This window comes from Microbacterium capsulatum, assembly GCF_030865425.1.
GTDB classification, from domain to species: Bacteria; Actinomycetota; Actinomycetes; order Actinomycetales; family Microbacteriaceae; genus Microbacterium; species Microbacterium capsulatum.
This window is the reverse complement of record NZ_JAVFCB010000004.1, coordinates 405398-418004: the sequence shown is the minus strand read 5'-3', so window position 1 is coordinate 418004 and position 12607 is coordinate 405398. Positions and strand designations below refer to the sequence as shown.

13 protein-coding genes are annotated in these 12607 nt (G+C 71.0%); all 13 read right to left on the bottom strand.

From position 1 onward, the window contains the following. Window positions 1–27: 27 nt before the first annotated feature. Entirely contained in the window at window positions 28–2550 is a 2523-nt protein-coding gene (gene pheT, locus RBR11_RS09475) for a phenylalanine--tRNA ligase subunit beta (protein WP_308489078.1), read from the bottom strand. After that, a complete protein-coding gene (pheS, locus tag RBR11_RS09470) occupies window positions 2550–3602 on the bottom strand; it encodes a phenylalanine--tRNA ligase subunit alpha (RefSeq protein WP_308489077.1) in 1053 nt (350 codons plus the stop codon). Before pheS ends, pheT begins: the two co-directional genes overlap by 1 nt. Window positions 3603–3651: 49 nt before the next feature. After that, the gene (locus RBR11_RS09465) at window positions 3652–4581 is read right to left on the bottom strand and encodes an amino acid ABC transporter permease (protein ID WP_308489076.1); all 930 of its coding nucleotides are present in this window, start codon (window positions 4579–4581) and stop codon (window positions 3652–3654) included. Further along, a complete protein-coding gene (locus tag RBR11_RS09460; protein WP_308489075.1) occupies window positions 4578–5234 on the bottom strand; it encodes an amino acid ABC transporter permease in 657 nt (218 codons plus the stop codon). The genes RBR11_RS09465 and RBR11_RS09460 overlap by 4 nt, the downstream gene beginning before the upstream one ends. A gap of 88 nt (window positions 5235–5322) precedes the next feature. Beyond that, window positions 5323–6228 carry a glutamate ABC transporter substrate-binding protein gene (locus tag RBR11_RS09455; protein ID WP_308489074.1) on the bottom strand — a complete coding sequence of 302 codons (906 nt, stop codon included), beginning with the start codon at window positions 6226–6228 and terminating at the stop codon, window positions 5323–5325. 54 nt (window positions 6229–6282) lie between these two features. Beyond that, window positions 6283–7053 (bottom strand): amino acid ABC transporter ATP-binding protein, encoded by a 771-nt coding sequence (locus RBR11_RS09450; protein WP_308489073.1) that lies wholly within the window; start codon window positions 7051–7053, stop codon window positions 6283–6285. A gap of 122 nt (window positions 7054–7175) precedes the next feature. Continuing rightward, on the bottom strand, window positions 7176–8135 hold the full coding sequence (locus RBR11_RS09445; RefSeq protein WP_308489072.1) for a TAXI family TRAP transporter solute-binding subunit: 960 nt from the start codon (window positions 8133–8135) through the stop codon (window positions 7176–7178). Continuing rightward, entirely contained in the window at window positions 8132–9523 is a 1392-nt protein-coding gene (locus RBR11_RS09440; protein ID WP_308489071.1) for a sensor histidine kinase, read from the bottom strand. Before RBR11_RS09440 ends, RBR11_RS09445 begins: the two co-directional genes overlap by 4 nt. 3 nt (window positions 9524–9526) lie before the next feature. Next, window positions 9527–10195 carry a response regulator transcription factor gene (locus RBR11_RS09435; RefSeq protein WP_308489070.1) on the bottom strand — a complete coding sequence of 223 codons (669 nt, stop codon included), beginning with the start codon at window positions 10193–10195 and terminating at the stop codon, window positions 9527–9529. A 4-nt stretch (window positions 10196–10199) separates the two neighbouring features. Continuing rightward, window positions 10200–11000, bottom strand: coding sequence for a TrmH family RNA methyltransferase (locus tag RBR11_RS09430; protein WP_308489069.1), 801 nt, complete (start codon window positions 10998–11000; stop codon window positions 10200–10202). 117 nt (window positions 11001–11117) lie between these two features. Beyond that, complete coding sequence (gene rplT, locus RBR11_RS09425; RefSeq protein ID WP_308489068.1) at window positions 11118–11504, bottom strand: 50S ribosomal protein L20; 387 nt, start codon at window positions 11502–11504, stop codon at window positions 11118–11120. 31 nt (window positions 11505–11535) lie between these two features. Next, window positions 11536–11730, bottom strand: a complete 195-nt coding sequence (rpmI, locus tag RBR11_RS09420; protein WP_308489067.1) for a 50S ribosomal protein L35 — start codon at window positions 11728–11730, stop codon at window positions 11536–11538. Window positions 11731–11817: 87 nt separating this feature from the next. Next, the gene (gene infC, locus RBR11_RS09415; RefSeq protein WP_308489105.1) at window positions 11818–12438 is read right to left on the bottom strand and encodes a translation initiation factor IF-3; all 621 of its coding nucleotides are present in this window, start codon (window positions 12436–12438) and stop codon (window positions 11818–11820) included. Window positions 12439–12607 lie beyond the last annotated feature (169 nt).

The window sequence follows — 12607 nt, the reverse complement described above, 5'->3', positions numbered from 1 at the left end:
GGGGCGTCTCCGGTGCTGCTCGGAACGTCAGTCGCGGATCTGGGCTCCGAAGCGCTCTGTCGCGACGGCGACGCCGGCGAGCTTGGCCTCGGTGGCCTCGGCGGCGGTCAGCGTGCGGTCGTCGGCCCGGAAGCGCAGCGCGAAGCTGAGGCTCTTGGATCCGGCCGGCACGCCCTCGCCGCGGTAGTCGTCGACGAGACGGACCGCCTCGAGCAGGGATCCGGCGCCCTCAGCGAGCGCCTCGCCCACCTCGGCGGCGGGGATCGCGACGTCGAGCACGAGAGACACATCCTGCGTGGCGGCGGGGTACGTCGACAGCGAGGCGGCGGCGACGCGGGCGCCGGCCAGGGCCAGCACGCCGTCGAGGTCGAGCTCGAGCACGACCGCGCGGCCCGGCAGATCCGCGTCGGCGGCGACCGCCGGGTGCAGCTCGCCGACGTAGCCGACCTCGGTGCCGGCGACCTGCAGCACGCCGGCACGGCCCGGGTGCAGGGCGGCGCGGCTGCCCTGGACGACGTCGATCGCGACACCGGCGGCGTCGGCGATCACGCGCACGGCGTCGAGCGCCTCGCTGAGGCCGTACTCCTCGGCGGCGCGGCCGGGCTGGCGGGGCGTGACGTGGCCGGTGAACAGCGCGGCGACGTGGCGGGCCTGCGGCGGGATCGCGGCGTTCAGCGCGGCGAGGGTCTCGTCCGAGGGACGGACGCCGAGCGGCGGGACCTCGTCGGTGCCGTAGACGACGCCGGGCGCCGGCAGGAACACGACGCCGGTCTCGAAGATCGCCAGATCCACGAGGCCGCGCGCGATGTTGCGGTGCGCGGTCTGCAGCAGGCCGGGGATGAGCGAGCGGCGCAGGTACGGCGCCTGGCCGTCCAGCGGGTTCGCCAGCCGCACGCCGGGCAGCCGCTCGCCGGAGGCGGATCCGTGCCGGTCGTTCTGCTCCTGCGTCGTGAACGGGAACGCCGGGGTCTCCACGAGGCCGGCGGCGGCGAGCGCGTTCGCGACGCGGCGACGGCCCTGCTGCAGCTCGGTGAGACCGCGGCCGGACGGCGGGGTCGGCAGAGCAGCGGGGATCCGGTCGAGGCCGTGGATGCGCGCGACCTCCTCGGCCAGCGTCCACTTGTCGGTGAGGTCGGGGCGCCAGCTCGGCGGGATGACGACCCACCCGGTCCCCGAGTCTGTCGAAGGGTCGACGGCGGTGACCTCGGCGCCGATCATCTCGAGCGCCCCGACGATCTCGTCCTCGGTGTAGTCCACGCCGATGAGGCCCGGCACGAAGGCCGCGGGCAGGTCGATGCCGGCGATGAGGACCTCGCTGAAGAGGGCGCCGCCCTCCTCGGTCAGGGTTCCGCCGGCGAGCTCGACCATGAGGTCGGCGACGCGGCGTGCGGCGACGAACGGGATGAGCGGATCCACGCCGCGCTCGAAGCGCTTGGACGCCTCGCTCGGCAGCTTGTGCCGGCGGGCCGAGCGCGCGATCGTGGTCGGGTCGAACGTCGCGGCCTCGATGAGCACGTTGCGGGTGGTCCCGCTCATCTCGGTCGTGCCGCCGCCCATCACTCCGGCGAGGCCGATCGGGCCGGATCCGTCGGTGATCAGCAGGTCCTCGGCGTGCAGGGTGCGCTCCTGGCCGTCCAGGGTCACCATCTTCTCGCCCTGCGCGGCGCGGCGGATCACGATGCCGCCGTCGAGCTTGTCGAGATCGTAGCCGTGCACGGGGTTGCCGAGCTCGAGCATCACGTAGTTCGTGATGTCGATGAGCACGCCGAGCGAGCGCATGCCCGCGAGCGAGAGCCGCGCGATCATCCACGGCGGGGTCGGCCGGGACGGGTCCACGCCGCGCACGACGCGGGTGACGAACTCCGTCGCGCCCACGTTGCCGCGGATCGGGGCCCGGTCGTCGACGACGGCGGTGCGCCCCGTGCCGGGCTGCAGTTCGGCGAAGTCGCGCTCGGCCGGGTCGCGGAAGACCGCGCCGGTGGCGTGCGAGTACTCGCGGGCGACGCCGCGCATCGAGAAGGCGTAGCCGCGGTCGGGCGTGACGTTGATGTCGACGGCGACGTCGTCGAGGCCGAGCAGCGCGATCGCGTCGGCGCCGACGGGCGCGTCGACCCCGAGCTCGGCGAGGATCAGGATCCCGTTGTGCTCGTCGCCGAGGCCCAGCTCGCGCGCCGAGGCGATCATGCCGTCGGAGACGTGGCCGTAGGTCTTGCGCGCGGCGATCGGGAAGGGCCCCGGCAGCACGGCGCCGGGCAGGGTCACCACGACCTTGTCTCCCACGGCGAAGTTGTGCGCGCCGCAGACGATGCCGCGGACGCCGCCGTTCGCCTCGCCGACGTCGACCTGGCACCAGCGGATGGTCTTGCCGTTGGCCTGCGGCTCGTCCTCGAAGGAGAGCACCTGGCCGACGACGACGGGGCCCGTGATGTCGAAGCCGTGCAGCTCCTCCTCCTCGAAGCCCACCGACACGAGCGACGCGAAGACGTCGTCCGGCGTGGCGTCCTCGGCCACGTCCACGTACTCGCGCAGCCACGAAAGCGGAACGCGCATCACACCACCATCCCGAACTGCTCGCTGAAGCGGACATCGCCCTCGGCCATGTCGCGCATGTCCTGCACGTCGCTGCGGAACATCAGCCCGCGCTCGATGCCCATGCCGAACGCGAAGCCGCTGTAGACCTCCGGGTCGATCCCGGCCGCGCGCAGCACGTTCGGGTTGACCATGCCGCAGCCGCCCCACTCGATCCAGCGCGCGCCGCCCTTGAAGGTCGGGTGCCACAGGTCGAGCTCGGCGGACGGCTCCGTGAACGGGAAGTAGTTCGTGCGGAACCGGGTCCTCGCCTCGGGGCCGAACAGCTGCTTCGCGAAGTGGTCGAGGGTGCCCTTGAGGTGCGCCATCGTGATGCCCTTGTCGACGACGAGGCCCTCGAACTGGGTGAACACCGGCAGGTGCGTGGCGTCGAACTCGTCGGTCCGGTAGACCCGGCCCGGGCAGAGCACGTAGATCGGCACCTCGCGGTCGAGCATCGAGCGCACCTGCACCGGGCTGGTGTGCGTGCGCATGACGAGGTGGCGGGCGGCCGGATCCACGTAGAACGTGTCCTGCTCCTGGCGCGCCGGGTGGTCGACGTCGAAGTTCAGGGCGTCGAAGTTGAACCACTCGTGCTCGAGTTCCGGCCCCTCGGCGATCTCCCAGCCCATGCCGACGAACACGTCGCACACCTGCTCCTGCAGGAGCGAGAGCGGGTGGCGGGCGCCCACCCGGGTGCGGGAGGCGACCGCGGTGATGTCGACCCGCTCGGCCTCGAGCCGCGCGGCGGTCTCGGCCTCGGCGAGCTCGGCCTCCTTCGCGGCGAGCGCCTGCGTGACGCGGCCGCGGCCCTGCCCGATGAGCTTGCCGAACGCGGCCTTGTGCTCGGGGGCGACCTGGCGCATGGACGCGTTCAGGATCGCGAGCGGCGACCCTTCCGCGACGTGCGCGGCGCGGGCGGCCTTCAGCTCGGCGGTGTCGGCGGCGGATCCGATCGCGGCCAGCGCGGCGTCGACGGCGGATTCCACCGCCTCGGGCGTGATGTCAAGGGAAGTCTGTGCGTTGTCGGACACGAGAGTCGAGTCTACCGGCGCGCCCGGGGCCGTCCGAGCGCGCCCGGCGTCAGCGCGGGCCGCCGCCGGCGTCGAGGTTCCCCGCCCTGCCCTGCAACGCGATGACCTCGGTCAGGGTCGCCTCGTCGTCGGCCGCGACGTTGCCGCCAGGGCCGCCGTGCACCTTCGGCGAGCGCCGGGTGCGCGCCTCGAGCCACTTCGCCACGCCGGACAGGATCAGGCACATCGAGATGTAGATCACGGCGACGATGAGCCCGGCCTGCAGCAGCGGGCGCCCCGGCTGCGAGCTCAGGAACTTCGCGTAGTAGATGAGCTCGGGGTAGGTGATGATGAAGCCGAGCGCGGTGTCCTTCAGGGTCACCACGAGCTGGGAGACGATGACCGGCAGCATCGCCCGGATCGCCTGCGGCAGCAGGATGAACGCCATCACGCCGGACTTGCGCAGCCCGATCGCGTAGCCGGCCTCCCGCTGCCCCTTCGGGAGCGCCTCGATGCCGGCGCGCAGCGCCTCTGCGAGGACGGATCCGTTGTAGAGCACGAGGCCGATGACGACGGCGGCGTAGGGCGACATCCGGAACGTCGACCCCGGGATGGAGTTGATGCCGTAGTAGAAGATCATCATCATCACGAGCACCGGCACGGCGCGCAGCAGCTCGATCACGACGGTGACCGGCACGCGCACCCAGGCGTGCTCCGAGAGCCGGCCGATCGCGAGCACGAAGCCGAGCGCGAGACTGCCGACCGCGGCGGCGAGGAAGGCGCTCACCGTGGCCCAGAGCGCCTGCGCGATCCCCTGCCACACCAGGGTGTAGGTGAAGATGTTCCATCGCGCCGCGTCGAACTGCCCCGTGGCCGCGAAGCGGTAGACCACGAAGCCGAGGACCGCGAGCACGACCAGGACGGTCACGACGCCGAGGATCGCGTTGCGGCGCACCGCCTTCGGACCGGGCACGTCGTAGAGAACGGATGCGCCGCTCATCGGACGATCCTCCACTTCTTCTCGTAGTGGCGCTGCAGCAGGCTCAGCAGGAACACCAGGATGACGAACACGACGGCGACCCAGAGCAGGATCTCCATGACGGTGCCGGGCCGGTCCTTCGAGTCGGCGACCGTGGCGCGCAGCGTGGCGAGCTCGGCGATCGCGAATCCGGCGGCGACCGTGGTGTTCTTCAGCAGGGCGATGAACACGCTCATCATCGGAGGCACGACCGAGCGGAACGCCTGCGGCATGACCACCAGGGTCATCACCTGGCCGAACGACAGCCCGATCGCCCGCGCGGCCTCCGCCTGCCCCACCGGGACCGTGCTGATCCCGGCCCGGAGCACCTCGGCGACATACGTCGCCGTGTAGATCCCGAGGGCGACGATGCACAGCCAGATCGTGGGGATGTCCGGCAGATCGAGCTTCGGGTACCCGAACACGAAGAAGAAGAAGACCAGGGTGAGCGGGGTGTTCCGGATCAAGTTCACGTACACGGTGCCCACGCCACGGGCGATCGGCACCGACGAGACCCGCATGGCCCCGACGATCGTGCCCAGCACGAGCGCCAGCACACCGCCGCCCAGGAAGAGCACGACCGTGTTCAGGGTGGCCTCGCCCCACAGGTCGAGGTTGCCCAGCAATGCGTCCACGTTCTTCTCCTTCAGGACGGATGGACTCTACAGAGGCACGGCCGGCGGATCCCCCACCCGCCGGCCGTGCCGGATCATCGTGACGGGGTCACTTCTCCACGGCGGGCTGGGTGAGCTTCATGCCGCTCGCGCCGAGGTTCTTGTCGAAGATCGCCTTCCAGGTCGATCCGCCGTCGGTGAACATCTTGTCGATGAACGTCTGCAGCGCGGTGTCGCCCTTGGTCAGACCCACGCCGTACTTCTCCGTGGTGAACGGCTGGCCGACGACCTTGAGCTCCTCAGGGTCCTGCGCGGCATAGCCGATGAGGATCGCCTGATCGGTCGTGACCGCGTCGACCTGCTTGTTGATCAGCTGCTCGACGCACGCGGAGTACACGTCGAGACCGACGGTCTTCGTGTTCGGGAAGTTCTGCTGGATGTTCTGCAGCGGGGTGGATCCCGTCGCCGAGCACACCGTCTTGCCGGCGAGGTCCTTCTCGCTCTTGATGGCGGTCTCGCTCTTGCGGACGAGGAGGCCCTGGCCGGTGACGAAGTACGGGCCGGCGAAGTCGATGACCTGCTTGCGCTTGTCGGTGATCGAGTACGTGCCGACGTAGTAGTCCACGTCGCCGTTCACGATCGCCTGCTCGCGGTTCGCCGACGGGATCGCCTTGAACTCGATCTTGTCGTCGCCGTAGCCGAGCGAGGCGGCGACCCAGCGCGCGATGTCGATGTCGAAGCCGCTGCGCTTGCCGGTCGTGGCGTCCTTGTAGCCGAGACCGGGCTGGTCCTCCTTGACGCCGATCGTGATCTTGCCGTTCTTGGCGATCCGGTCGAACGTCGGGCTGCCGGTGAGCTTGACGTCCTTGGCGACCTCGAACAGGGGCTTGTCGCTCGTGGGCGTCGTGCCCTCCCCGCCGCCGGGGCTGGTCGGGCTGCCGCTGTTGCAGCCGGTGAGTGCCAGCAGGGCGGCGACCGCGAGGCCGACTCCGGCGAGTGCTCGTGTCTTTCGCATGTGCTTCTCCTTCATTGCAGGTGCTGTGGTGCGGGTGGGGATCGAGCGCGCGGCTCAGTGCGTGAGCAGCTTGGACAGGAAGTCCTTCGCGCGGGCGCTCTGCGGGTTCGTGAAGAACTCCTCGGGCGCGGCCTCCTCGAGGATCCGGCCGTCGGCCATGAACACGACGCGGTTCGCGGCCTTGCGCGCGAAGCCCATCTCGTGGGTGACCACGATCATGGTCATGCCGCTCGCGGCGAGCTCGATCATGACGTCGAGCACCTCGTTGATCATCTCCGGGTCGAGCGCGCTGGTCGGCTCGTCGAAGAGCATCACCTTGGGGTGCATGGCCAGGGCGCGTGCGATGGCGACGCGCTGCTGCTGCCCGCCGGACAGCTGCGCGGGCAGCTTGGCCGCCTGCGCGGCGACGCCCACGCGCTCGAGCAGCTGCATGGCCTCCTTGTCGGCGTCGGCCTTCTTCATGCCGCGCACCTTGATCGGACCGAGCGTGACGTTCTCCAGGATCGTCAGGTGCGCGAACAGGTTGAACGACTGGAACACCATGCCGACGTCGGCCCGGAGCTGCGCGAGCCCCTTGCCCTCGGCGGGAAGCTTCTCGCCGTCGATCGCGATGGAGCCCGACGTGATCGTCTCCAGCCGGTTGATCGTGCGGCACAGGGTCGACTTGCCGGATCCGGACGGGCCGATGATCACGACCACCTCGCCCTTGTGCACGGTGAGGTCGATGTCGGTGAGGGCCTGGAACTCGCCGTAGTGCTTCTGGACGTGGTCGACGACCACGAGGGGACCGCCGAGGGGCGCAGTGGCAGGGGTGGCATCGAGCATGCTGACTCTCCGTTGAATCGACTGGGCCGATGTCCGGCCGCGACTCGACGAGACTATTCAGCGATCGGGCCCGCCGTCCCGGTCCTTGAGGGATTCTTGAGGCGAGTCCGGGAACCCCCGATTCAGCCGTGCGCCTCCCGGTAGTACCGGATCGCGCCCGGGTGCAGCGCGATCGGATCCGTGAAGATCGCCTGCCGACGGTCCAGCAGCGCCGCCGCGGGCACGTCCTGCGCGATGGTCGCACGGGCGTCGAAGAGCGTCTGCGCGGCGTCGTGGATCAGGACCTCGGGGGCGTCCGCGCGGGTCACCAGGTAGTTCGGCACGGTCATCGTCGTCGTGGAGTTCGCGATCCCGTACGCGCCGACCGGGAACTCGGCCTGCCGGTACGCGCCCGCGTGCGACGCGTTGACGGCGTCGACCACGCCGGGGTCGATCGGCAGCAGCCGGACCGGTGTGCTGGTCGCCAGCTTCTCGATGCCGGGGGTGGGCAGGCCGCCCACCCAGAAGAAGCCGTCGATGTCGCCCTTCTGCAGCGCCGCGATCGAGCCCTCCAGCCCCAGCTTCGGGTTGCGGATCGTGGCGGCGTCCACCCCGGCGGCGCCGAGGATCCGCTGCGAGACGACCTCGACGCCGGAGCCCTCCGCACCCAGGGAGATCGCACGGCCGGCCAGATCCCTGATGCCGTGCAGCGGGGAGTCCGCACGCACGACGACGTGCACGTACTCGTCGTAGAGCCGGGCCACGGCGACGATCGGCAACGGCCGGGAGAACGCCCCGGTGCCGGCCACGGCGTCGGCCACGGCGTCGCCCTGCGCGAAGCCGAGCACCGCCGCACCCGCGCCGATCCGCTGCAGGTTGTCCACGGATCCGTTCGTCTGCAGAACCGTGAACCGGGCGCCGAGCCGTTCGGAGAGCACGGCGGCCAGACGCTGGCCGTACGCGTGGTACACGCCCGTCGCTCCCCCGCCGGCGATCGCCTGCGGGTGCTCCGCCCAGCCGCGGTCCGTCGGCGTGCAGGCGGCGAGAGCGACGAGGCACACCGCGCACAACAGCGCGGTGAGGAGCCTGCGCAGCCCGGTCATCGCGCTTCCGCCTCGCGCAGGAGCAGCAGCACCTGCAGACCGCCGCCCTCGGCCGCCTCGACCCGGACGCGGCCGCCGACCGTGGCGAGCAGGTCGGTCGCGATCGAGAGCCCGAGACCGGATCCGGGTGCGCTGTCCGTGCGGGCGCTGCGCCAGTGCCGGTCGGTCGCGTGCGCGAGCTCCTCGCCGGCGAGCCCCGGGCCGTGGTCCCGCACCGAGAGCGTGCAGCCCTCGTCCGTGCGCGCGGCCGTCACGTCGATCCGCGATCCGGCCGGCGAGTACTTCACGGCGTTGTCGATCACGGCGTCGAGGGCGCTCTCCGCGATCGTCTCGTCGGTGGCCGCCTCGACCGGGCCGTCGAGGTGCAGGGCGAGCGAGACGCCCTTCGCCGCCGCCGCGTCCCGCCAGGCGGCGACGCGGCGCTCGGCGAGCGCGCCGAGGTCGATCGGCTCGAGCAGCGGGCCGCCGCCCTCGCCGCGGGCGAAGGAGAGCAGCGTGTCCAGGATCCGGGTCATCCGGCGGCCCTCCTCGCGGGTGGCCTCGACGTCCTCGTCCCAGGTGCGGTCGAGCCCGGTCGCGAGCGACTCGAAGCGCAGCAGGAGCGCGTTCAGCGGGTTGCGCAGCTCGTGCGAGGCGTTCAGGGCGAACTCCTGCTGCCGCGACACGACCCGCTCGATCTCCTCGGCCATCCGGTTGAACAGCCCGATCATCCGGCGCAGCTCCGGCGGCCCGGTGTCGTCGGCGATCCTCGCCTCCATCTCACCGCGCTCGATCGCCTCCATCGCCTGGTCGACCCGGTCCACCGGCTTGAGCACCCAGGCGGCGAGCCGGAACACGACGAGCAGTCCGAGAGCGATCGCGAGCACGGTCACGATCCCCAGCGCGATCCACTGCCGGACGATCTCGGAGCGGGGGGCGTCGACGCTCGCCGACATGACCACCGCCCCGATCACGTCGCCGTCGTCGACGATCGGCTCGACGAGCGACTGCTCGGCGAACTGCCACGGCAGCACGACCGGCTCGGGCAGGTCGCCGCGGCGCCCGGAGAGCGCGAGCTGCACCTTGCCCGCCGTCGGCTCGTCGAGCACGAGGGCGGCGGGGGCGGAGGCGCCCGCGGCGGGCGCCCACGGCCGACCGGTGCGGTCCACGACCACGACCCGGGTGCCGTACAGCTCCTGGTAGCGGCGCAGCTCGCCGTCGAGCACCTCGGCGCTGCCCGAGTGCAGGGCCTGCCGGGCGCTCGTGACGAAGGATCCGAGATCCCCGATCTGCTGCGTGTAGAACGCCTGCTGCACGCTCCTCGAGGCCGCCCAGCCGTACGCGCCGCCGAGCAGCACCAGCACCGCGGCCAGCGGCACGAGGAAGACGACGAACAGCCGGCGGCGCACGGCTCAGAGCCCGGTCAGCCGGTAGCCGACGCCGCGCACGGTCTCGATGAGGGCCGGACGGCCGATCTTGCGGCGGATCGAGGCGACATGCACCTCGAGCGAGCGCGCGAAGCTCTGCCAGTCGGTGTTCCACACTTCCCGGATCAGCCGCTCCCGGGGCACGGCGACGCCCGGGTAGCGGGCGAGCACGGCGACGATGTCGAACTCCTTGCGGGTGAGCTCGACCGCCTCGCCGTCGACGAGGACGCGGCGGGCGACGAGGTCGATCCGCACCCCGTCGATGTCGATGCCGACCGGCCCGGCCTCCCCCGGGAACGCCAGTGTGCGCCGGGTGACGGCCTCGATCCGGGCGAGCAGCTCCTGCACGTCGTAGGGCTTGACGAGGAAGTCGTCGGCGCCGGCGCGCAGCCCGCGGATCCGCTCGTGCACCTGGCTGCGCGCGGTCGCGATGAGGACGGGGACGCCGCTGACCGCGCGGATCCGGCGGCACAGCTCGATGCCGTCGATGTCGGGCAGACCGAGGTCGAGGATCACGACCTCGGTGTCGGTGCCGAGCGCGGCCATGGCGCTGCCGCCGTCCGCGGCGCGTTCGGTGGCGTAGCCGGCACGGCCCAGGAACGCGGAGAGGGCGCCGGCGACGCGCTCGTCGTCCTCCACGATCAGGATCTTCATGCGGCTAGGCGCGCTGAGCGAACGCGCTCTCGTACAGGCAGACGCTCGCCGCGGTGGCGAGGTTCAACGACTCGGCGCGGCCGAAGATCGGCAGCCGCAGCGCGCGATCCGCGAGGGACAGCGCATCGTCCTCGAGGCCGCGCGCCTCGTTGCCGAACAGCCAGGCGGTCGGCCGCGCGAGCACGCCCTCGGCCCGTGCGGCGAGCAGGTCGTCGCCCTTGACGTCGGCCGCCACGACCTGGAGGCCGGCGGCGTGCGCCCGCTCGATGACGTCGGCGAGGTCGCCGCCGACCGAGACGGGGAGGTGGAACAGCGATCCCGTGGTGGAGCGGACCACCTTCGGGTTGTACAGGTCGACCGTCTGACCGGTGAGCACGACCGCGTCGGCGCCGGTCGCGTCGGCCGCGCGGATGATCGTGCCGAGGTTGCCCGGATCCCGGATCTCCTCGCAGATCGCGACGAGGCGCGGATTCGCGGCGAAGATCTCCCGCACCGACGTCGGCGTCTGCCGGGCCACGGCGATGACCCCCTGCGGGGTGACCGTGTCGGCCATCGCGGCGAGGACGAACTCGGTGACGTACTCGAAGCGCACGTCGGCGGCGAGGGCGGCAGCGCGCAGGTCGGCGTGCTTGTCCCAGGCGGTCGGCGTCGCGAACAGCTCGACGATCGCGCCCGGCCGGTACGCCAGCGCCTCACGGACCGCCTGCGGACCCTCGAGCAGGAACAGGCCGGTCTCGGTGCGCGCGCTCCGCTTGGTGAGCTTGGCGACGGCGCGCACGCGCGGGGATCGGGGGTTCTCCAGCACGAGCCCAGTCTAGGGACACTCGCGCGGAGACGACGACGGGGCGCCATCCCGAAGGATGACGCCCCGTCTGAAATGAGGTCGCTGTGCTTCGACGGGCTCAGCAACCGGAGAAGATGCTTACGCGACCGACTTCGGCGCGTTGACGTCCGCGGGCAGAGCCTTGCGGGCGACGTCGACGAGAGCGGCGAAGGTCGCCGGCTCGTTCACCGCGAGCTCGGCGAGCATGCGGCGGTCGACCTGGACGCCGGCGAGACCGAGGCCCTGGATGAAGCGGTTGTACGTGATGCCGTTCTGGCGGGCGGCGGCATTGATGCGCTGGATCCACAGACGACGGAAGTCGCCCTTGCGCTTGCGACGGTCGCGGTACGCGTAGACGAGCGAGTGGGTGACCTGCTCCTTCGCCTTGCGGTACAGACGCGAGCGCTGGCCACGGTAACCCGAGGCGCGCTCGAGGATGACGCGACGCTTCTTCTGAGCGTTGACGGCGCGCTTGACTCTAGCCATTTTCGTATTTCCTGTTCGTCAGATCGGCGCGTCAGCGGCCGAGGAGCTTCTTGGCGACCTTGTTGTCGGCGGCCGACAGAACCTGGTCCTGGTTGAGGCGACGGGTGCGACGGCTCGACTTGTGCTCGAGGTTGTGGCGCATGTTCGCCTGCTGCTTCTTCAGCTTGCCGCTGCCGGTGATCTTGAAGCGCTTCTTGGCACCCGAGTGGGTCTTCTGCTTCGGCATCTTCTCTTCCTTCGTATGGCGCCCAGCTGGGCGACAGGGGTTACCCGCGCGATGCGGGAGTCTGTGGGGCTCGGACGGCCGCGCGGATCACTCCGCGGCGGGCTCCGCCGGTTCGGCCGCGGTCGCGGGCTCCGCCGATCCGGCCGGGGTCCCGGGCGACTTGGCGTCGCGGGCGGCCTGCTTGTTCGCGGCGCGGACGGCGTTCTGCTCGGCCTTCGCCTCGGACTTGTTCTTCAGCGGGGCGATGACCATGACCATGTTCCGGCCGTCGATCGTGGGGTTCGACTCGACGGTGCCGAAGTCGGCGACGTCCTCGGCGAACTTGCGCAGGAGTCGCACGCCCTGCTCGGGGCGCGACTGCTCGCGACCGCGGAACAGGATCATCGCCTTCACCTTGTCGCCCGCCTTGAGGAAGCCCTCGGCGCGCTTGAGCTTGGTCGTGTAGTCGTGCGCCTCGATCTTCAGGCGGAAGCGCACCTCCTTGAGGACCGTGTTCGCCTGGTTGCGACGGGCTTCCTTCGCCTTCTGCGCAGCCTCGTACTTGAACTTGCCGTAGTCCATGATCTTGACCACGGGAGGCTTCGAGTTCGGGGCCACCTCGACGAGATCGAGGTCGGCTTCCTGCGCAAGACGCAGCGCCGCCTCGATGCGGACGACGCCGATCTGCTCACCCGCGGGGCCGACGAGGCGGACCTCGGGGACGCGGATGCGCTCATTGGTGCGGGGATCGCTGATGCGGACTCCTTAGACGATGGTTTCGGCCTCCGTGATCCGGACCGGATCACGGGCGAAATCGGAGATCGTCCCACCCGCCGACATTCAGACGTCGGCGAACACCCTGTGCGGATCCGTACCGGATCTGTCTACCGACGTGAAT